18 protein-coding genes and 1 pseudogene are annotated in these 19,502 nt (G+C 70.7%); 5 read left to right on the forward strand and 14 right to left on the reverse strand.

What is annotated here, in order from left to right:
* Window positions 1-44: 44 nt before the first annotated feature.
* The 5 genes from E1181_RS05105 to E1181_RS05125 all read right to left on the reverse strand — a co-directional run bounded on the left by E1181_RS05105 (window position 45) and on the right by E1181_RS05125 (window position 6,716).
* On the reverse strand, window positions 45-1,511 hold the full coding sequence (locus E1181_RS05105; protein WP_235876359.1) for an FAD-binding protein: 1,467 nt from the start codon (window positions 1,509-1,511) through the stop codon (window positions 45-47).
* 134 nt (window positions 1,512-1,645) lie between these two features.
* Window positions 1,646-2,023, reverse strand: coding sequence for a PH domain-containing protein (locus tag E1181_RS05110; protein ID WP_132672735.1), 378 nt, complete (start codon window positions 2,021-2,023; stop codon window positions 1,646-1,648).
* 143 nt (window positions 2,024-2,166) lie between these two features.
* Window positions 2,167-2,694: a hypothetical protein gene (locus E1181_RS32705; RefSeq protein WP_328590842.1), complete on the reverse strand. Its 528-nt coding sequence runs from the start codon at window positions 2,692-2,694 to the stop codon at window positions 2,167-2,169.
* A gap of 276 nt (window positions 2,695-2,970) precedes the next feature.
* The gene (locus tag E1181_RS05120; RefSeq protein WP_132672736.1) at window positions 2,971-5,454 is read right to left on the reverse strand and encodes a beta-glucosidase H; all 2,484 of its coding nucleotides are present in this window, start codon (window positions 5,452-5,454) and stop codon (window positions 2,971-2,973) included.
* Window positions 5,454-6,716, reverse strand: a complete 1,263-nt coding sequence (locus E1181_RS05125) for an MFS transporter (protein WP_132672737.1) — start codon at window positions 6,714-6,716, stop codon at window positions 5,454-5,456. Before E1181_RS05125 ends, E1181_RS05120 begins: the two co-directional genes overlap by 1 nt.
* 114 nt (window positions 6,717-6,830) lie before the next feature.
* Between E1181_RS05125 and E1181_RS05130 the strand changes: the two genes are divergently transcribed.
* Window positions 6,831-7,454, forward strand: a complete 624-nt coding sequence (locus E1181_RS05130; protein ID WP_207922021.1) for a TetR/AcrR family transcriptional regulator — start codon at window positions 6,831-6,833, stop codon at window positions 7,452-7,454.
* Between the two features lie 149 nt (window positions 7,455-7,603).
* Here E1181_RS05130 and E1181_RS05135 read toward each other — a convergent pair whose 3' ends face one another.
* The 4 genes and pseudogenes from E1181_RS05135 to E1181_RS05150 all read right to left on the reverse strand — a co-directional run bounded on the left by E1181_RS05135 (window position 7,604) and on the right by E1181_RS05150 (window position 11,965).
* Window positions 7,604-8,428: a fumarylacetoacetate hydrolase family protein gene (locus tag E1181_RS05135; RefSeq protein ID WP_328590843.1), complete on the reverse strand. Its 825-nt coding sequence runs from the start codon at window positions 8,426-8,428 to the stop codon at window positions 7,604-7,606.
* An 11-nt stretch (window positions 8,429-8,439) separates the two neighbouring features.
* Entirely contained in the window at window positions 8,440-10,215 is a 1,776-nt protein-coding gene (gcl, locus tag E1181_RS05140; RefSeq protein ID WP_132672739.1) for a glyoxylate carboligase, read from the reverse strand.
* A gap of 24 nt (window positions 10,216-10,239) precedes the next feature.
* Window positions 10,240-11,136, reverse strand: a pseudogene (locus E1181_RS05145) (2-hydroxy-3-oxopropionate reductase); the annotation flags it as partial.
* A gap of 16 nt (window positions 11,137-11,152) precedes the next feature.
* Window positions 11,153-11,965 (reverse strand): hydroxypyruvate isomerase family protein, encoded by an 813-nt coding sequence (locus E1181_RS05150; protein WP_132672741.1) that lies wholly within the window; start codon window positions 11,963-11,965, stop codon window positions 11,153-11,155.
* A gap of 130 nt (window positions 11,966-12,095) precedes the next feature.
* On the opposite strand from E1181_RS05150, the gene E1181_RS05155 reads away from it, so the two are divergent.
* On the forward strand, window positions 12,096-12,782 hold the full coding sequence (locus tag E1181_RS05155; RefSeq protein ID WP_132672742.1) for a RibD family protein: 687 nt from the start codon (window positions 12,096-12,098) through the stop codon (window positions 12,780-12,782).
* Here the strand turns inward: E1181_RS05155 and E1181_RS05160 are convergent.
* The gene (locus tag E1181_RS05160; RefSeq protein ID WP_132672743.1) at window positions 12,763-13,443 is read right to left on the reverse strand and encodes a CDP-alcohol phosphatidyltransferase family protein; all 681 of its coding nucleotides are present in this window, start codon (window positions 13,441-13,443) and stop codon (window positions 12,763-12,765) included. The two genes, E1181_RS05155 and E1181_RS05160, sit on opposite strands and share 20 nt — an antisense overlap.
* 27 nt (window positions 13,444-13,470) lie before the next feature.
* On the opposite strand from E1181_RS05160, the gene E1181_RS05165 reads away from it, so the two are divergent.
* Both E1181_RS05165 and E1181_RS05170 read left to right on the forward strand, forming a co-directional pair.
* On the forward strand, window positions 13,471-14,442 hold the full coding sequence (locus tag E1181_RS05165; protein ID WP_132672744.1) for a zinc-dependent alcohol dehydrogenase: 972 nt from the start codon (window positions 13,471-13,473) through the stop codon (window positions 14,440-14,442).
* Window positions 14,429-15,118 carry a creatininase family protein gene (locus tag E1181_RS05170; RefSeq protein WP_132672745.1) on the forward strand — a complete coding sequence of 230 codons (690 nt, stop codon included), beginning with the start codon at window positions 14,429-14,431 and terminating at the stop codon, window positions 15,116-15,118. Before E1181_RS05165 ends, E1181_RS05170 begins: the two co-directional genes overlap by 14 nt.
* Here E1181_RS05170 and E1181_RS05175 read toward each other — a convergent pair.
* Together E1181_RS05175 and E1181_RS05180 are read right to left on the reverse strand one after the other, a co-directional pair.
* Window positions 15,044-15,982, reverse strand: coding sequence for a lysylphosphatidylglycerol synthase transmembrane domain-containing protein (locus E1181_RS05175; protein WP_235876368.1), 939 nt, complete (start codon window positions 15,980-15,982; stop codon window positions 15,044-15,046). The genes E1181_RS05170 and E1181_RS05175 overlap by 75 nt on opposite strands.
* The gene (locus E1181_RS05180) at window positions 15,979-16,752 is read right to left on the reverse strand and encodes a methyltransferase domain-containing protein (RefSeq protein ID WP_132672746.1); all 774 of its coding nucleotides are present in this window, start codon (window positions 16,750-16,752) and stop codon (window positions 15,979-15,981) included. The genes E1181_RS05175 and E1181_RS05180 overlap by 4 nt, the downstream gene beginning before the upstream one ends.
* A 116-nt stretch (window positions 16,753-16,868) precedes the next feature.
* Between E1181_RS05180 and E1181_RS05185 the strand changes: the two genes are divergently transcribed.
* The gene (locus tag E1181_RS05185; protein WP_132672747.1) at window positions 16,869-18,086 is read left to right on the forward strand and encodes an RNA-guided endonuclease InsQ/TnpB family protein; all 1,218 of its coding nucleotides are present in this window, start codon (window positions 16,869-16,871) and stop codon (window positions 18,084-18,086) included.
* 12 nt (window positions 18,087-18,098) lie between these two features.
* Here the strand turns inward: E1181_RS05185 and E1181_RS05190 are convergent, their stop codons facing one another.
* Window positions 18,099-19,094: a glycosyltransferase family 4 protein gene (locus E1181_RS05190; RefSeq protein WP_132672748.1), complete on the reverse strand. Its 996-nt coding sequence runs from the start codon at window positions 19,092-19,094 to the stop codon at window positions 18,099-18,101.
* Entirely contained in the window at window positions 19,091-19,489 is a 399-nt protein-coding gene (locus E1181_RS05195) for a 6-pyruvoyl trahydropterin synthase family protein (protein WP_132672749.1), read from the reverse strand. The genes E1181_RS05190 and E1181_RS05195 overlap by 4 nt, the downstream gene beginning before the upstream one ends.
* Window positions 19,490-19,502: the final 13 nt, after the last annotated feature.

A 19,502-nucleotide genomic window follows, 5' to 3' on the forward strand; every position in this document is an offset into this window, starting at 1 on the left:
CATGGCGTGGTTTCAGGCGGCCCGCGCCTTCACAGCCGCGACGCTCAACCCCGCTGGGTCGCGGATGTGGCGCGACGTCCGGCGCGGCGACCGAAGTACGACGCTTCGCCGAGCTGGATGCCGGAGGCGTAGCCCTTGCCGTCGATGGCGAGGTTGGAGGCGCAGGCCCCGGCCGCGAACGCACCGCGCACGACCGAGCCGTCCTCGCGCAGCAGTTCGCCGTCGACGGTGACCCGCAGACCTCCGCAGGAGAAACCGGCGTAGAAGCACTTCCCGGGCGTGAGGTCGTAGGCCCCCCAGGGACCCCTGTCGAGCGGAACCAGATATTCAGGAGCTTTGTGGAACTCCGGATCTTCGCCTCGCGCGGCGGCCTCGTTGTAGGCGGCCATGGACTCGGCCAGCGCCCCCGCGGGGATGCCGAGTCCCTGCTCCATCTCCTCGATGGTGTCCCAGCCGTCGATCAGCGGCTGGAACCGGTAGGCGGGCTCGACCATCGTGCCCGAGTCGAGGATCAGGTACGCGACCCGTCCGGGCTGCTCGAAGACGTGGGCGGAGGTGCGGGAGTGGTAGGAGTCCTCGTTGACGAAGCGCTTGCCGAGCTCGTTGACCACGATGCCGCGCAGCGCTTCGCCCGGCGGGTAGAAGGGACCGGTCACGAAGACCTTGTCCAGGTGGTCGGCGACGCCGCCCACGGATTGACCCATGCGGATTCCGAGGCCGTCGTCGTGCGTGTTCCCCAGCGCCATGCCGTTGCTCTCCACCGCCAGCAGGTCGGGCGCGTAGGCCTCGAGCATGTCGCGATTGAGCACGAAACCGCCGGCCGCGATGATCACCGACCCGGCCCTGATCGCACCGGTGCCGCCGTCCAGGTTCTTCCAGGTGACGCCAGCGACGTCGGCGCCGTCGACGATCAGCGCCGTCGCGCCGGTCTCCCAGCGCACCTCGACGCCCCGGGAGCCGAGTTCGTCCAGCGCGAGACCGACGACGAGAGCGGCACCTCCGGTGTCGCCGGGCACCGGAACCTTGTGCCCGCGCGGTGCCACCTTCGCCACCGCCGCGACGTCCAGGCACTTCTCGTTGCCGGTGAAGCTCAGGCCCTCGGTGCCCGGCTGCACGACCGCCTTGTCCGGGTAGAACTCGCGGTTGAACTCGAACCCGAGCGACTCCAGCCATCGGAAGTGCTCCACGCTGTCCTCGGCGTAGGCGCGGATCTTGGCCGGGTCGCACTCGGGTGACATCAATGCCAGGTAGTCCGCCATCGCCTCGGCCGAGTCATCCCACCCGGTCGCGCGCTGGACCTCGGTGCCACCCCCGAGGTAGAAGTGCCCGCCGGCCATCGCGCTGGTGCAGGTCAGCCGTCCTCCGGCGTCGATGACCAGGACCTTCGCTCCCGATTCGCGAGCCTCGAGAGCCGCGCTCACACCGGCCATGCCCGCACCGATCACGAGAACGTCGACTTCGTCGGAGAAGGAGTCCACCGACTCGACCGACACCGGATCAGGGATTTCCATGCCCATGGCCCACCCGCCGCTAGAACTTGTTACAGCCCAGTGCTGCGCACCTGCGAAGCAAAACCAGGATCAAAATGTAACACGTTCTATCGGCTTGTCCAGAAGATCGGCGGCTGGAGGCCGGACCCGCTGGATCAGCGCGCGACGCAGGCGGCCAGCAGGGCCTGCACCTCGTAGACGTCGACGCCCTTGCCGAACTGCTGCGACACCGGCTCGGCGGTGCTGGAGATCCAGATCTTCAGCTCGGCGTCGAGGTCGAAAGTGCCTGCGGTCTCGACGGAGAAGTGGGTGATGCTGCGGTACGGGATCGAGTGGTACTCGATCTTGCGGCCGGTCACTCCCTGCTTGTCGATGAGGATCAGGCGCCGGTCGGTGAAGATCAGCGAGTCCCGGATCAGCTGGTAGGCGGCGTGGATCTGCTCGCCCTGCGCCAGCAAGCGCCCGAACTCCTTCGCCGCCACCTGGGGATCGACCCCCGAAGCGTTGCCCATCATCCCGCCGAACAGACCCATGTCCCGCTCCTCACCGAAGATCCTTCCCCACCACCGTACCGAAACTCCGCGGTGCCGGACCGAGCCGCGGGCGTGCATGAGAACGCCGGCCGGCCCGCGGGAATCCGCAGACCGGCCGGCGCCGTCGAGAGGTTCGAGAGGTCCTAGCCGGTGACCGCCACGTGGCCTTCGGTCACCTCGGGTGCCGGGGCCGTGGGCAGCTCTTCGGCGACGTCCTCGACCTCGTCGGAGTCCGACGGCGGCTGGTGCGCCGGGGGCTTCTGCGGGTGGTCGGGCTTCTCCGGGTGATCCGGCTTCTCCGGCTTCTCCGGGTAATCCGGCTTCTCCGGGTAATCCGGGTAATCCGGCTTCTCCGGGTAATCCGGCTTCTCCGGCTTCTCCGGGTAATCCGGCTTATCCGGCTTCTCCGGGTGGTCCGGCTTCTCCGGGTGGTCGACGATCGGCGCGTTCACGCACTCGACGTCCTGCGGGGAGCCGATCGGCGCCACCGCACCCAGCACCGCGACGTTGTTGCCGCACAGCTGGACCGGCAGCACGCTGACGTTGTTGTCGTTGCCGATGTTGACGCCGTCGTTGTCGGTGCTGTCGGCGGACGCCGGCGCCCCGATCAACATTCCAGCGCCCATGGCGAGAACCGCCGCCCAGTAGGCGGTTTCACGGAATGTGCGCACCGCTACCCCACTTTCTCCAGTGGACAACGCCCGAAAACGGGTCACGTCTCCACGAAAGGTCTGAGATCAATTGCGGAGCGAACGCTAGACCCACCCCCAGAGCACCGCCATGCGAGCCGATCAACGCGAAGACCGCACGGCAATTACCCTGACCTGCGCAAATTCGGACAATGTGGATCAAAGTGATCCGCAATTCGTCCACTTGATCACCCGATGGTGCGCTCACGATAACCCATCAGGGCGACAGGAGTCGGACCCGAAACGCGGGGCGGCAGCTCACCCGCTCGAAGAACCGCCGCCCCGCACGTCCTCAACGCGCGCTCGCGTCCCGACCTTCACCTCGACCTGGAGCGGCAACTCCGCCAGCGAACGTCCGATGTGCGCGGTGAAGTTCCCGGTTTCGTTCCGCCACTGCCCGTCCTGCCAGTGCTGGAACGCACGGGCCGGAATCCGGACCTCGGCCGCCACCTCCTCCCCCGGCTCGGCGTCAACCGCGGCGAACCCGGCCAGCCAGTGCGCCGGTCGCTCCACCTCGTCGTTCCGGGACAGGTAGACCTGCACGACCTCGCGTCCACGTCGCTGCCCGGTGTTGCGCAAGCGGACCTGCGCGGTCATGTCCGCGCCTGCCGCGATCGCGGCAGGCGCGTCGGCGCTGTCGTACTCCCAGGTGGTGTAACCGAGCCCGTGGCCGAACCAGAACGCGGGCTCGATCCCGGCCCGCTCGAAGGCGCGGTGTCCGATGTGGATCGACTCGGCGTAGTCGAGCGCACCCGTCTCGGGCCGGGTGCTCGGCAGCGGCTCCCCCTCGGCGGCCGGCCAGGTGACCGGCAAGCGGCCGCCGGGTTCGGCATCGCCGGTGAGCACGTCGGCGAGCGCGTTGCCGAACTCCTGCCCGGGGAACCAGGACAGCAGCACCGCAGGCACGTCCTCGGCCCACGGCAGCAGCACCGGTGCCCCCGAGTTGACCACGACGACGGTGTTCGGGTTCGCGGCCACGACTCGGCGCACCAGCTCGTCCTGGCGTCCCGGCAAGGCGAGGGTGTCGCGGTCGAAACCCTCGCTCTCGCTCTCGTCGGAGGTGCCCAGCACCACCACCGCGACGTCGGCGGACGCGGCGAGCTCCGCGGCTCGGGCCAGTTCGTCCTCCTCCGGCAGCGCCGGTGGCTCCAGGCCGAGGGTGAAGGTGGTGCCGATCGCATCAGGGGCGACCCGATGGCTCAGCACGACCTCCACCTCCTGCCCGGCGTCGAGCTTCACCTCAGCGGTGCGCTGCGGTGGCCGCACCATCGCCTCGATCGGGTCCGGGCCGCCCGGCAGTTCCAGCACCCCGTCGATCACCGGCTGCTCGTCGACGGTGAGCGTGAAGTGGCCGGCCCCGGCCACGCCGAGCCTGTGCACGCCGGTTTCGGTCGCGCGCAGGAGGCCTCGGACCTCGACGATCCCGACCGCGTCCACCGGCACGTCGGGCCCGAACGACCCCATCCAGATCAGCTTCCCGCTGTTGCGGTGCTCGGTGCCGATCGGCGACCGGTCGGCGTCCAGGAACCGCACCGACAGGCCGGGTTCGCCGGTGTCCGGATCGGTGACCAGGGACGGCGACGCCGGCGCGAGGAGCTCGGTGGAACGGGCACCGGTGGTGTGCACGATCTCGACCTCCTCACCCAGCCGTGCGCGGAGTCCGTCGAGCGGGGAGACCGTGTAGGGCGGGTAGACGCTGGCGCTGCCGCCGCCGAGGGTGCGGGCAGCCGCGGCGTTGGGCCCGAGCACCGCAATCCTGCGCATGCTCGCGGGCCGCAGGGGCAGCAGCTCGTCGTCGTTGCGCGCCAGGACGAAACCGGCTGCGGCCGCGCGCCGCAGCTCGACCTCGGGACGGGCGGCGTCCACGGCCGGCGGCTCGGCGCCGTCGAGCGCGGAGACCCGCTCCGCGAGCCGCAGCAGGTTCAGCACCTTGTCGTCCACCTCGGACTCCGGGACCCGACCTTCGCGGATCGCCTCGACGAGCTGCTGCCCCCAGGGGCTGTCCGGTCCGGGCATCGCCAGGTCGAGGCCGCCGCGGCCGGCGTCCTCGGTGGAGCGGGTGGCGAACCAGTCCGAGATGACCACGCCGTCGAAACCCCACTCACCGCGCAGCACTTCGTCGAGCATGGGGTGCTCGGTCATGGTGGTGCCGTTGACGCGGTTGTAGGCGGCCATCACCAGCCACGGTCCGGCTTCGCGCACGATGTGCTCGAACGGCGCCAGGTAGAGCTCGCGCAGCGTTCGCTCGTCGACGCGGGCGTCGACGGTCATCCGGTCGGTCTCGGAGTCGTTGGCCACGAAGTGCTTCACGGTCGCGCCCACACCGCCGGACTGCACGCCGCGCACGTAGGCTGCGCCGATCTCGCCCGTCAGCAGCGGATCCTCGCTGAAGCACTCGAAATGCCGTCCGCCGTAGGGCGATCGGTGCAGGTTCACCGTCGGCGCGAGCAGCACGTCCACGCCCTTGCGCCGCGCCTCGGCGGCCAGCACGCGGCCGATGCGGTGGGCCAGGTCCACGTCCCAGGACGCCGCCAGCGAGGTCGGGCTCGGGGTGTTGGCGGAGGTGCTGCGCTCGTCGAAGGCTTCGCCGCGCACGCCGACCGGACCGTCGGAGACGACCATCCGGCGCAGACCGGCGACCGGTTCGGGGTGCAACGACCAGAAGTCGGCCCCGGTGAGCAGCCGGACCTTCTGCTCCAGCGACAGCGCGCTCACCCGCGCGCGCAGATCGGCCGTGGACATCAACGAACCCTCCTGACTGGTTGGATGCTCAGCGCACCGATCACCGCGAACACCGCGGCGGCGCCGAACAGGACCGGGTAGTTGCCGCCGCCACCGACGGCGAGGAACACCGGCGCGATCGCCGGCGCCAGGGACTGGGGCATCGCGTTGGCGATGTTGAACACGCCGAGGTCCTTGGCCGCGTCGGTCTCGCGGTTGGGCAGCACGTCGGCGACCAGCGCGAGGTCGACGGCCAGGTAGACGCCCTGCCCGAGACCGGTGAGCGCCATGCCCACCAGGAACATCGGGAACGAACCGGCGAGCCCGATCACCAGCAGGCCGAGCCCGAAGACCACCGCCGAGCTCAGCACGAAGATCTTGCGGCGGCCCAGCCGGTCCGAGAGCCAGCCGCTGGCGTTGCTGCCCGCGACCACGAACCCGGTCTGCACCAGGGTCGCCACGAACACCAGCCGCGCCACCTCGTCGGCGGGCACGTGCAACCGGTCGGTCAAGTAGTAGGCCTGGTAGGTCAGAAGCGTTGCCACGCCCATGAAGAGCAGGAACCGGCTCAGCCAGGCCCAGCCGAAGTCGGGATTGCGCACGGGGTTCACCCAGAAGCCGCGCGCGAACTCGCGGACGTCGTAGCGGGGGCGATCGCCGGGTTCGAGCCTGCGGTCGCGCAGCACCGAGGCGAGCAGCAGCGCGGACACCAGTCCGAACAGGCTGGGAGCCATGAACATCCAGAACGACGAGCCCTGGAGCGCCTGGGCGAGGAAGGTGCCGAGCACGGTGGCCGCCGCCATCGCCATTCCGAGCAGTCCGGAGACCCGGCCGCGCTGCTCGGCGGGCACCTGATCGGGAAGCAGCGCGGTCAGGACCGCCAGGACCGCGTTCAGCCCTGCCTGGGCGATGCACCAGCCGATCAGGAGCACCGGCACGTCCTGCGCCAGCGACACCACCGCGAGCCCGAGCGTTCCGGTCAGCGCTCCACCGACCAGCCACGGCCGACGCATCCCGAACCGGGAGGTGGTGCGGTCGCTGAGGTGGCCGAAGAACGGGTTGGCCACCAGGGCCAGCAGCGCTCCGACTCCGGTGACCAGCGCGAGGCTTCCCTCCTTGCCATCTGGGTCGATCTGCTGCACGCGCACCGCCAGGGTCACCACCACCGGCGTGAGCAGCGCCACCCACATCCCCAGGTAGGCGAGCGCGTAGGCGGTGATGAAAGTGGTGCTCGCCCGTTCGGTTTCGAGTCTTCGCTCGGTGGTCGTGCCGGACCCAGCCATGACGGCCTCCAGGAAATTCGCATCGTTGCGTTGATCGAGCATCCTGACGCCAAAGCCGAGCGATCAGTAGGTTCTGTTATTGTTCTGTTACTTTATTTGTCGTAAGGTTGACCCGTGATCGCCAACTCCACTCCTGAGGGAAGCGCCCCGCGACGCAGGTCCGCCCGCGGCGAGGCGGCGCGGGAGCGGATCTTGCACGCGGCGGTGGAGGCCTTCGCCCAGGACGGCTACCAGGGCTGCTCGCTGGCCCGCATCGCCAGCGAGGTCGGCTTGTCGCAGGCCGGGCTCCTGCATCACTTCCCCACCAAGGAGGACCTGCTCGCGGCAGTGCTCGACGAGCGCGACCGCCTCGACACCCGGCGCTTCCTCGCCGACGGGGCCGAGGGCATCGACGTGCTGGCCGCGCTGGAGAAGCTGGTCGAGTACAACACCTACCTGACCGGGATGGTCCAGTCGTTCACGGTCCTGGCGGGCGAGAGCACCGCCGACCTGCACCCCGCGCGCGACTGGTTCCAGAACCGCTACGACAACGTCCGCGAGATGATCGCCGCCGAACTCCGCACCGGGGTCGAACGCGGTGAGATCCGCGCGGACACGGACTGCGAGGGCATCGCGGCCGAGCTCGTAGCGACCATCGACGGTCTCCAACTCCAATGGCTCCTGGCCCCGAAGAAGATCGACATGCCGGCCCTCTTCCGCCAGTACACGTCCCGCCTGCGAAACGCGATCAGCACCTGACCGCTCGTCGCGCGCGGATCTCGACACCCCATCAGAGCGCAGAAGACGGCCCCACCTCTGGTGGAGCCGTCAAGATGGCCGTGGCCGCCGGGTGCTCCCGAGGCGGGAGGATCGCGCCCGGCAGTGCGCTCGCCTCCCGCCTCGGGCCCCTATCCCCGCACCGTGGTGCGCTGGCGCCCGAGGTGCTGGACCTCGATGTCGACCACGTCGCTGGGACGGAGGTACGGGCGCGGCTCCGGGTGCAAAGCCGCGACTCCGGCCGGGGTTCCGGTGAGGACCAGATCCCCCGGGTGCAGCGTCATCAGGCCGCTGAGGTGCGACAGCAGCTCAGCGACTCCGAAGACCATGTCGGCCGTGCTGCCCCGCTGACGATCGGTCCCGTTCACCCGCAGGTCCAGGCTCAGGGCCTGCGGGTCGGGGATCTCGTCGGCGGTGACCAGCCACGGGCCCAGCGGGCTGAAGGTGTCGTGGCACTTGCCGCGCACCCACGTCGGCCCGCTCCTCAGGTGCGCCCGCTCGGTGACGTCGTTGGCCGCGACGTAGCCGGCCACCGAGCGCAGCGCCTCCGCCGGGTCCGGGCAGGAGCGCAGCCGGGTGCCGATCACGACGCCCAGCTCGACCTCCCAGTCGGTGTGCGCGCTGCCGGGCGGCAGCACGATCTCGTCGTTCGGACCGGTGATCCCGCTGCTGGGCTTGAGGAACACGATCGGTTCCGCCGGGGGTTCGGCACCCGCGGCCGCGGCGTGGCAGCGGTAGTTCAGGCCGATGCCCACGACCTTGCCGGGTGGCGCGATCGGCGGACCGAAGCGCGTCGCGGACAGCTCCGGGAGCGCCTCGCGACCGGCGTCGATGGCCGCGAGGCGTTCAGGATCGGCCAGCAGGTCCCCGTCGATGTCGTGGGCGAACCCGGACACGTCGCGGACCAGGCCCGCAGCGTCCAACACCCCCGGCCGCTCGGCACCGGGTTCGCCCACCCTGACCAGTCTCACGACCGGCCCGCTACCGCGGTCGGAGCGTCGGCGCCGGACTCGGCCAGCTCCTCGAACTCGTTGACCGCGTCGATCTCGGTGCCCATCGACACGTTGGTGACCCGCTCGACCACGACCTCCACCACCACCGGGACCCGGTGCTCGGCGACGAGCTTCTTGGCCTGCTCCAGCGCGTCGAAGATGCCCTCGGACTCGAACACCCGAAGCGCCTTGCAGCCCAGCCCTTCGACGACCTTGACGTGGTCGACGCCGTAGCCGGAGAGCTCCGGCGCGTTGATGTTGTCGAAGGACAGCTGCACGCAGTAGTCCATGTCGAAGCCGCGCTGCGCCTGCCGGATCAGCCCGAGGTAGGCGTTGTTGATCAGCACGTGCACGAACGGGATGTTGAACTGCGCGCCGACCGCCAGCTCCTCCACGAGGAACTGGAAGTCGTAGTCGCCGGAGACCGCGACCACCGTGGACTCCGGGTCGGCGGTGGCCACGCCGATGGCGGCGGGCACCGTCCAGCCCAGCGGACCGGCCTGACCCGCGTTGATCCAGTGCCGCGGCCGGTAGACGTGCAGCATCTGCGCGGCCTGGATCTGCGAGAGCCCGATCGTGGAGACGTAGCGGGTGTCGGGTCCGAACGCGCGGTTCATCTCCTGGTACACCCGCTGCGGTTTGATCGGGGCAGCGTCGAAGTGGGTCTTGCGCAGCAGCTCGGCCTTGCGGTCCTGGCACTCCCGGCTCCACCCTCCGCGATCGGCGAGCCTGCCCTGCTGCCGCCATTCGCGCGCGACCTCGACGAAGACCTCCAGCGCGGCCCGGGCGTCGGACACGATGCCGTAGTCCGGCGCGAAGACCCGTCCGATCTGGGTGGGTTCGACGTCGACGTGGACGAACGTCCGGCCCTCGCGGTAGGTGTCGAGACCTCCGGTGTGCCGGTTGGCCCAGCGGTTTCCGATGCCGAGCACGAAGTCCGACGCGAGCATGGTGGCGTTGCCGTAGCGGTGCGCGGTCTGCAGGCCGACCATGCCGGCTGCCAGCGGATGGTCGTCGGGGATCGTGCCCCAGCCCATCAGCGTGGGCACGACCGGAACTCCCAGCGTCTCGGCGAACTCCACCAGGAGGTCCGAGGCGTCGGCGTTGATGACGCCGCCACCGGCGACGATCAGCGGCCGCTCCGCGGAGTTGAGCATCTCCAGCGCGTGCTCGACCTGAGCGCGGGTCGCTGCCGGTGTGGCGACCGGCAGCGGCTCGTAGGTGTCGATGTCGAACTCGATCTCCGCCAGCTGCACGTCCAGCGGCAGGTCGAGGAGCACCGGACCCGGCCTGCCCGACCGCATCAGCTGGAACGCCTTCTGGAACGCGCCCGGGACCTGGGCCGGTTCCAGCACGGTCACCGCCCACTTGGTGACGGGCTGGGCCACCGACTGGATGTCTACCGCCTGGAAGTCCTCCTTGTGCAGCTTGGCGACCGGGGCCTGGCCGGTGATGGCCAGGATCGGGATCGAGTCGGCCGAAGCGGAGTACAGCCCGGTGATCATGTCGGTGCCCGCCGGCCCCGAGGTGCCGACGCAGACGCCGATGTTGCCCGCTTCGGTCCGCGTGTAGCCCTCGGCCATGTGCGAGGCGGCCTCGACGTGGCGGGCGAGCACGTGGCGGATGCCGCCGTGCTTCTTCATGGCGCTGTAGAACGGGTTGATCGCGGCGCCGGGCAGCCCGAAGGTCTGCGTGGCGCCCTCCTTCTCCAGGATGAGGGCGGCGGCGTCGACGGTGCGCATGCGCGTCATGTTCGTCCTCGTTTCGGCTGGTGGTCAGGTGTCGCTGAGACCGGAGAGTCGTTCGACGCCGCGCAGCAGCGCGGAGTGGTCGAGCCCGCCGTCACCGTTGGCGCGAGCGGAGGCCATCAGCTGCGCGAGCAGCGAGCCCAGCGGCACGACCGCACCGGATTCGCGGGCGGCGGCGGTGACGATGCCCAGGTCCTTGTGGTGCAGGTCGATGCGGAAACCGGGGGCGAAGCTGCGGTCGAGCATGTTGCGCCGCTTCTGCTCCAGCACCGCCGACCCGGCGAGCCCGCCGCCGAGGACCTCCAGCGCGGCTTCGGTGTCCACGCCGTAGGACTCGACGAACACCACGGCTTCCGCCAGCGCCTGGATGTTCGAGGCCACGATCAGCTGGTTGGCGGCCTTGACGGTCTGACCCGCACCGCTCGGCCCGACGTGCACGACGGTCTTGCCGACGTGGTCGAAGAGCTCCGACGCGGCGGCGAAGTCCGCCTCGGAGCCACCGACCATGATGGACAGCGCCGCGTTCTTCGCACCGGCCTCACCACCGGAGACCGGGGCGTCGAGCAGCCGGAACCCCTTCTCGGCGGCGGTGCCGGCGAGCTCGATGGTGACGTCGGGGCGGATGCTGGAGAAGTCGATGATCAGCGCGTCGGGCTTGGCGTTGGCGAAGACCCCGCCCTCCCCGGTGAGCACGTCGCGCACGTCGGGGCTGTCGGGGACCATCACGCAGACGATCTCGGCGCCCGCGACGGCCTCGGCGATCGAGGCGGCCGAGCTCCCGCCCGCCGCCTTGAGCGGGCCGTACTTGTCGGGCGTGAGGTTGTAGCCGGTCACGTCGTGGCCGGCGTTGGCGAGGTGCACGGCCATGGGGCTGCCCATGACGCCCAGGCCGATGAACGCGATCGAGCTCATTGCTTGCTTCCTCCTCGGATCTCTTGGTTCAGCTGCGGCGTTCGCGCGGGAGCCAGTCGAAGGGGCCCGCCTGGCCGCTGGCCTTGTACTCCAGGCCGACCCAGCCGCGGTAGCCGCCGCGTTCGAGCGCGGCGAGCTGCCGCTGCAGCGGCAGCGAGCCCGTGCCGGGTTCGTTGCGGCCCGGGTTGTCGGCGATCTGCACGTGCGCGATGCGCCCGACGTGGTCGGCGATGACCTGGTCCACGTCGTCGCCGTTGACGGCCAGGTGGTAGAGGTCGGCGAGCAGCCCGAGGTTGGTCGCCCTGGCCTCGGCCTCCACCCGGTCGATGACCGCCAGCGCGTCGGCGGCGGTGCGCAGCGGGTAGGGCTGCGGTCCGCTGACCGGCTCGACCAGCACCGTTCCGCCGATGCGGGCGGCGGACTTCGCGGCGAGCGCGAGGTTCTCCACGGCCAGGGCGTCCTGCTCCTCGGCGGAGGCGTCGTCGACGCGGTTGCCGTAGAGGGCGTTGAAGGCGGTGCAGCCCAGGCGTTCGCCGATCTCGACGGTGACGTCGACGTTGTCGCGGAACTCCTGGCTGCGCGCCGGCCACGAGACGAGCCCGCGGTCGCCGCCCGGCATGTTCCCGGCGAAGAAGTTGAGCCCCACCAACCGCACTCCCGCGTCCTCGACGGCGCGGACGAAGGCGTCGACGTCGCGATGCGCGGGCACCGCGGTGTCGAACGGCCACCAGAACTCGACGGCGTCGAAGCCGGCGTCCTTGGCGGCGGCCGGTCGCTCCAGCAGCGGCAGGTCGGTGAGCAGGATCGAGCAGTTGACCTCGTAGGGCAGTGCGTGACTCATCGCGACCGTCCTAATTTCGTATCGTGGATCTTTGTTTCCGTTCCACAGAATAGTGGCGGCCATCACCGGCTCTTGTCAACACTTTGTTTAACCGAGCCGAGTCCGATCACGACTGGGTACGGTGGCGGACGTGTCGCGCCCGTACGTTCTGCTCAGCGTCGCCATCAGCGCGGACGGCTTCATCGACGACGTCGCCCCGCAGCGGTTCCCGCTGTCCAACGCGGCCGACTTCGACCACGTCGACCAGGTGCGCGCCGAGTCCGACGCGATCCTGCTGGGCGCGGGCACGGTGCGCCGGGACGACCCGCGACTGCTGGTCCGCAGCACCGTCCGGTGCGCCGAGCGGACCGCGCGCGGCCTGCCCGAGCACCCGCTGAAGGTCGTCGTGTCCGGCAGCGGCGACCTCGACCCCGCCCTGCGGCTGTGGCAGCGCGGCGGCGGCAAGCTCGTCTACACCACCGACGACGGCGCGCGGGCAGCGCGCGACCGCGTGGGCGATCTGGCCGAAATCGCTTCCCTGGGAACAGGAATCGACTTCGCCGAGCTCGTCGACGACCTCGCCCGGCGGGGCGTCGAACGGCTCATGGTCGAGGGCGGGACCTGCGTCCACACCGAGTTCCTCAAAGCCGGTCTGGCGGACGAGATCCGGATGGCGATCGCGCCGATGCTCATCGGACAGGCGGGCGCGCCGAGATTCCTCAACCCGGACGACTTCCCCGGCGGTCCGGCACGCCGCTTCCACCTCGAGGACGTGACCCGGCTCGGCGATGTCGCCGTGCTGCGCTACTTCCCGAAGATCACGTCCGAGAACGGCTGAGCCACAGCACGTCTCGGCCGAACGACCACACCAGAGCCAGCAGCGCGCAGGCCACCAGCACCCCCGCGTGCGGCACGATCCCCGACGACGCCGCGACGAGCACGATCCCCTGCACGGCGGCCACGGTCTTGCGGGCGAAGCTCGGCGGCAGCTCCCCGCGAAGCCGCGGCAACACCCACGACGCGGCCACGAACAGGTAGCGCATCACCCCGATCGACAGCACCCACACCCCGAACGCGACGGCGACGTGCGCGCTGAGCACCAGGATGAGGAACGCGTCGACCTCCATGTCCAGCCGCGCCCCGAACACCGAGACCGTGCCGGTGCGCCGGGCCAGCCTGCCGTCGAGGAAATCGCTGATCAGCGCGAGGACGCCGAGGGTGACGATGATCGCGGGCCCCGCCCCGTCGACCACCAGCGCTGCGATCACCGCGGTCAGCGCGGCCCTCACGAGCGTGATGCGGTCGGCGTGTCCGAGCGAGGTCCGGTCGTGCCGACGCATCGAGCGGCGCAGCAGCACCAGGGTGACGATCGCGCAGCCGATCCCGGCGCCCCAACCGGCCGGTCCCAGACCGGTGGTCGCGGCGACCGCGCCGAGCGCGCCCACCTGGACGGCCGCCCACGTCAGGTGCTCGGCTGTGTTGCGGTGGAGTTCGATCATCGCCACTCTGGTTCTCGGAGGTCGTCCATGGCAGAGGCCACGCGAGCATTGTGGGTCACCGCAGAGGGCGAGTGCGAGATCCGGCGCGCCGCGCTGCCGGAGCGTTCGCCGGATCAGGTGCAGGTGCGCACCCTGCACTCGGCGATCAGCCGGGGCACCGAAAGCCTCGTGCTGCGCGGGCGAATCCCCGAATCCCAGCACCAGCGGATGCGGGCGCCGTTCCAGGAGGGCGAGTTCCCGTGGCCGGTCAAGTACGGCTACCTCAACGTCGGCGTGGTCGAACGCGGGCCCGCCGAGCTGACGGGCCGCACCGTGTTCTGCCTGTACCCGCACCAGACCCGCTACGTGGTGCCCGCCGACGCGGTCACCGTCCTGCCCCCGCAGGTCCCGCCCGAGCGAGCCGTGCTCGCCGGAACCGTGGAGACCGCGGTCAACGCAGCGTGGGACGCGGCCCCGCTGGTCGGTGACCGGATCGCGGTCGTCGGTGGCGGCATGGTCGGGTGCGCCGTGGCCGCGATCCTCGCGCGCGTGCCCGGCGTCCGGGCGCAGCTGGTCGACGTCGACCCGGCTCGCGAGATGACCGCGCGCGTCCTCGGCGTCGACTTCACCACCCCCGACCGCGCCCACGAGCAGTGCGATCTCGTCGTGCACGCCAGCGGCCACCGGCAGGGCCTGGTGCGCTCGTTGGAACTGCTCGCGCCGGAGGGGCGGGTCGTCGAGCTGAGCTGGTACGGGGACGCGGAGGTGGGCCTGCCGCTGGGCGAGTTCTTCCACTCCCGGCGGCTCACGATCCGCAGCAGCCAGGTCGGCGTGGTCGCTCATCCGCGTCGCAGTCACGCCGAGCGGATGTCGTTGGCGCTGGACCTGCTCGCCGATCCGGCCTTCGACGCCCTGATCACCGGTGCGAGCCCGTTCGACGACCTGCCCGAACTGCTCTCGGGCGAGCTTCCGGCGCTGTGCCACCGGATTGACTACCGTGCGGGTCATGCTCGTCCGTGACACGACCGACGACGTGCGCGACCGGCGAACCGATGTCGCGGTGCTGCCGATCGGCAGCCTCGAACAGCACGGCTCGCACCTGCCGCTGGTGACCGACACCGTCATCGCCTGCACCATCGCCCGGGAGGTCGCCGCCGCCCGCCCCGTGCAGCTGCTGCCGCCGGTGACGATCTCGTGCTCGCAGGAGCACGCCGCCTGGCCGGGAACCGTGAGCATCTCCGCCCGCACCCTGCACCTGGTGGTCACCGACGTGTTCGAGTCGCTGCGCCGCTCCGGCGTGCCGAAGCTGGTGCTGGTCAACGGCCACGGCGGGAACTACGTGCTGTCCAACGTCGTCCAGGAGGCCGGCGGGGACATGGCGCTGTTCCCGGCGGCGCGCGACTGGGACGAGGCGAGGGAGGCCGCCGGCGTCGAGACACCGGCGCGCAGCGACATGCACGCGGGCGAGGTGGAGACCTCGATCCTGCTGCACGCCCACCCCGATCTGGTCCGCCCCGGTTACGAGACCGGTGATCACCTCGCCGACGACCGCAGGCACCTGCTCACGACCGGGCTGCCGCGCTACGCGGAGTCGGGCGTCATCGGCCGTCCGTCGCTGGCCTCAGCTCGCAAGGGCCGAGATCTGCTCGCCGGACTCGTAGCGGCGTTCGGCGGCCACCTGGCGGCGCTCGGCTGAACGGCTGACCAGCACGAACACGCCCGGCAGCGCGGCGATCACCGCCAGCACCCCGTAGGTCACCGAGGTCGCCAGGCCCTGCGCCGGGTCCCACCCGGTGGCGGCGAAGGCGACCGCCAGGAACGCTTCCCTCGGTCCCCAGCCGCCGACGTTGACCGGCAGCGCCATCACCAGCAGCGCGAGCACCAGCAGCGGCAGCAGGGTCGCGACCGGAACGTCCGCTCCCGCGACCCGCGCGGCGACCAGGAACAGCGCCAGGTGCCCGGCGACGGTCGCGACCGAGGAGACCGCCACGGGCGTCAGGGCCCGCCGGGTCAGCACGCCACGACGCGCGTCGCGCCAGAACGTCGCCGCCGCGCGGCGCACCGCCGGGACGAGCAGGCTCAGCCCCGCCGCCGCTGCCGCGACGACCAGCCCCGGAGCGAGTGCGAACGGCAACGCCGGGCCGGTCAGCAGCACGACGGCCGCGACGGTGATGAGCGCGATCTGCCCGGCGAAGCGTTCGAGCACGACGGCGCGAACACCCCCGCCGAGGTCTCCGGAGCGGTGCCCGTGGCTGACCGCGCGGTGCACGTCGCCCAGCACCCCGGCGGGCAGCACGGCGTTGAGCAGCAGCGCGCGGTAGTAGTCGGCGACCGCCGCGCCCAGCGGGAGACGCAGTCCGAGACCGCGCGCGACCACGCACCACCGCCACGCGCTGCACACCGTGGTCGCCAACCCGATGCCCAGCGCCGCGAGCGCGGTCGTGACGTCGATGGCGCGCAGCCCGTCGAGGAAGGCGTCCGTGCCCAGCCGCCACGCCAGCAGCGCGAGGATCCCGGCCGCGACGAGCACGCGCAGCCAGGGCCACAGCCGGCGGATCACGCCCGCTCCCCCGGTATCGCGAGCAGGTCGGCGTGGTGGACCAGAACCCGCAGGTCACCGGATCGCCGCCGCAGGTAGCCGGGTGCCGCTGCGGCCAGCTCGGGTTCCTGCTCGCAGGCCGCGCCGACCCAGCCGCGCAACCACTCCTCGGCCAGCGGGCCCGGGCCGAGCAGCCAGGGGCTCGGGCGGGTGAGCACCCGCGCTCCGAGGTCCTCGAACGCCGCGACGGCGGTGGGCACCGCGTCGGGTCCGAGCAGGTGACGGCGTTGGTGCTGGTTGAACGCCGCTTGGAACCGCTCGTCGAGCGGCTCCGGCGGTTCGAGCTCGACGCGCCCGACGACGGTGAGGGTCAGCAGGGCGGGGCAGCGGGCCTCGACGCAGGCGGCGGCCAGCGAGCGGACTTCGGCCCCGGTGAGCACGTCGAGCAGCGCGGAGGCGGTGACCAGCGACGTTCCGGCCAGGTCCGTCGCGCGCAGTCCGGCGATCTCGGCTCGCCGGGTTTCGACGGTGACGTCCTCGGTCGCCAAGGTGGCTTCGGCGAGCGCGAGGAGTCGCGGATCGCGATCGTGCAGGACCCAGTGCTGCGGGCGGTCGAGCCGACCGGCCAGCCACCGGCCCATCGAACCGGTGCCGCATCCCAGGTCGTGGATGACCAGCCTGGAGTCCGGCAGCGACTCGCGCAGCGGTCCCAGCAGGTCCGCCGCGCGGGCCTCGGCATCAGCGCGTTCGCGGAGCGCCAGCCACTCCGGGGCGAAACCGGCGTCGGTCATCGGAAATCCAATCGGCGGAAACACCCGCCTTCGGGCGGGGGAGGAGCCGATCCCGAGTGCCCTTTGGCGACCACCCAAGATCGGTTCTTACAGGTTGCCTTGATATCTTGTGAGACGTGAGTGGGACGCAGGTGAAGCGGGCGTTTGAGTACCGTTTCTATCCCACGGAGGAGCAGGCGGCAGAGCTGTCTCGCACCTTCGGTTGCGTCCGGAAGGTCTACAACCTCGCCCTCGATGCGCGGACCCGCGCGTGGTTCACCGAACAACGCAGGGTGAACTACAACGAAACGTCCGCGATGCTCACCGCGTGGAAGAAGTCCGAGGACTTGGCGTTCCTGGGCGAGGTGTCGAGCGTTCCGCTTCAGCAGACGTTGCGGCATCTGCAGGGCGCGTTCACTGCGTTTTTCGACAAGCGCGCGAAGTATCCGCGTTTCAAGTCCCGTAAGAAGTCTCGTGCTTCGGCGGAGTACACCCGGTCCGCGTTCAAGTGGCGCGACGGTCAGCTGACGTTGGCGAAGATGCGGGAACCACTCAACATCGTCTGGTCCCGACCGTTGCCGGAAGGCGCGGAGCCGTCGACGGTCACGGTGTCGCGGGACAGCGCGGACCGGTGGTTCGTTTCGATCCTCGTCGAAACATCGGTCAACCACCACACGCCCACCGATCAGGCGGTGGGTGTGGACGCCGGAATCACTTCGCTGGCCACCTTGTCGACTGGCGAGAAGATCACCAACCCCAAGCACTCCGACCGGGAACGCGCACGCCTGGCCAAAGCCCAGCGGGATCTTGGCCGCAAGGAGAAGGGCAGCAACAACCGGGCCAAGGCCCGGCTCAAGGTCGCCCGCGTTCAGGCGAAGATCGCCGACCGCAGGCGGGACCACCTGCACAAGGTCACCACTCGACTCGTCAGCGAAAACCAAACTGTCGTGATCGAAGACCTGTCCGTGCGCAACATGGTGAACAACCGCCGTCTCTCCCGCGCGATCAGTGACGCGTCGTGGGCCGAGATGCGGTCGATGCTCGAGTACAAGTGCGCCTGGTACGGCCGGGACCTGGTCGTGATCGACCGCTGGTTCCCCTCGTCCAAGACGTGCTCGGAGTGCGGCAAGCTCACCGAGAGCATGCAGCTCAACGTCCGCGAATGGACGTGTGACGGCTGCGGAGCCCGGCATGACCGGGACATCAACGCAGCTAAGAACATCTTGGCCGCCGGGCTGGCGGTGACAGCCTGTGGAGCTGGTGTAAGACCTCAACGGGAGACCTCCCGAACGGGGCGACCGGCAACGAAGCAGGAACTATCCGACGTGAGCCGGATGGAATCCCCCCGCCTTTAGGCGAGGGAGTAGTCAAGCTCCCAGGCTAGTCAGCGCGGCGGCCAGCTGTCGCGCTGTCGACGCCCAGGTCGGCAGCTGATCGCGGCGGCGCAGCGCCGACTCGCGGAGCCGGGACCGGAAGTCCGGGTCGTCGGACCAGCGCCGCAGCGCGTCGGCGAGGGCCTTGGTGTCCCCGGGCGGCAGGAGCAGGCCGCCGTCGCCGAGCGCGTCCGGGACGGCGCTAGCGATCACCGGGATGCCGCGTGCCAGGGCTTCGGTGACGGCCATGCCGTAGGTCTCGGCGAGGGAGGGCTGCACGAGCAGGTCGGCGGAGGCGTAGGCGTCGGCGAGCTCCGCGCCGTGCAGCGGCCCGCGCCAGCGGATCCGCTCGTGGTGTTCGAGCAACCGCCGCACGCGGTCGGGATCGGGGGCCGGGCCGACGAAGTCGCAGTTCAGAGGGAGGTCCGCGAGGGCTTCGACGAGCACGTCGTGGCCCTTGCGCGGTGTCAGCGAAGCGACGCACAGCAGTCGCGACACCCCGTCGGTTCCGGGCGCGAGCGCTGCGGAGTCGGTGCCGGGGACCGCGGTGCGCACGCGGCGGAGACCGTGGTGGCGGGCGAGCCGCTGCGCGGCCTGCGGGCTCGTGGCGATGACGAGGTCGGCCGCGCGCAGGGTCGTGCGCTCGGCGGTGTCGAGCCGCGCCGCGGTCGCCGGGTCGAGCCCGGTCTCGTCGGCCAGCGGGAGGTGCACCAGGACGGCCGTGCGCAGCCGGTCGGAGTGGGCGCCGAGGATTTCGGGAACGCCGCAGGCCACGAGCCCGTCGATCAGCACCGCTCCCCCGTCCGGCACCGCTGCGAGCACCTCGGCCAACCGCTCGCGCGCGTCGTCGCCGGGCTGCGGCCAGGTTCCCGCGATCGCCGTCTCGCGCACGTCGAAGCCCAGCGCCGCCAGGCCCGCGGTGGCGTGGCGGTCGTAGACGTTGCCGCCGCTGGGCCGGTCGACGGTGGTGACGACGAAGTGGACCTTCACAGCGCCCGTTCGTAGCCGGCCCAGGCCACGTGCGATTCGTGCAGCGCGACGCGCAAACCGCTGAGCCCGCGCGCGGATTCGCCGAGGGAACCCTCGTGGACGCGATCGGCGAGGCGATCGGCGATGACCTTCGCCAGGAACTCCGTCGAGGTGTTGACCCCGGCGAACTCCGGTTCCTCGTCGAGGTTGCGGTAGTTCAGCCCGGCCAGCACCTCGCCGAGCTGTTCGGTGGCGCGTCCGATGTCGACGACGATGTTGTCGGCGTCCAGTTCCTCGCGGGTGAACGTCGCGTCCACCACGAACGTCGCGCCGTGCAGGCGTTGCGCGGGACCGAAGACCTCGCCCCGGAAGCTGTGGGCGATCATCACGTGGTCACGAACCGTCACGGTGAACAAGGTGACCTCCGGT

Source organism: Saccharopolyspora terrae, assembly GCF_004348435.1.
In the GTDB taxonomy this organism is placed as follows: Bacteria; Actinomycetota; Actinomycetes; order Mycobacteriales; family Pseudonocardiaceae; genus Saccharopolyspora; species Saccharopolyspora endophytica.

Bases quoted from the DNA above. Each gene is read 5' to 3' on its own strand.
- E1181_RS05170 (WP_132672745.1), top strand. From the start codon at position 14,429: ATGCTCGTCCGTGACACGACCGACGACGTGCGCGACCGGCGAACCGAT.
- E1181_RS05105 (WP_235876359.1), bottom strand. From the start codon at position 1,511: ATGGAAATCCCTGATCCGGTGTCGGTCGAGTCGGTGGACTCCTTCTCC.
- E1181_RS05110 (WP_132672735.1), bottom strand. From the start codon at position 2,023: ATGGGTCTGTTCGGCGGGATGATGGGCAACGCTTCGGGGGTCGATCCC.
- E1181_RS05150 (WP_132672741.1), bottom strand. From the start codon at position 11,965: ATGAGTCACGCACTGCCCTACGAGGTCAACTGCTCGATCCTGCTCACC.
- gcl (WP_132672739.1), bottom strand. From the start codon at position 10,215: ATGACGCGCATGCGCACCGTCGACGCCGCCGCCCTCATCCTGGAGAAG.
- E1181_RS05180 (WP_132672746.1), bottom strand. From the start codon at position 16,752: ATGACCGACGCCGGTTTCGCCCCGGAGTGGCTGGCGCTCCGCGAACGC.
- E1181_RS05160 (WP_132672743.1), bottom strand. From the start codon at position 13,443: ATGATCGAACTCCACCGCAACACAGCCGAGCACCTGACGTGGGCGGCC.
- E1181_RS05125 (WP_132672737.1), bottom strand. From the start codon at position 6,716: ATGGCTGGGTCCGGCACGACCACCGAGCGAAGACTCGAAACCGAACGG.
- E1181_RS05165 (WP_132672744.1), top strand. From the start codon at position 13,471: ATGGCAGAGGCCACGCGAGCATTGTGGGTCACCGCAGAGGGCGAGTGC.
- E1181_RS05120 (WP_132672736.1), bottom strand. From the start codon at position 5,454: ATGTCCACGGCCGATCTGCGCGCGCGGGTGAGCGCGCTGTCGCTGGAG.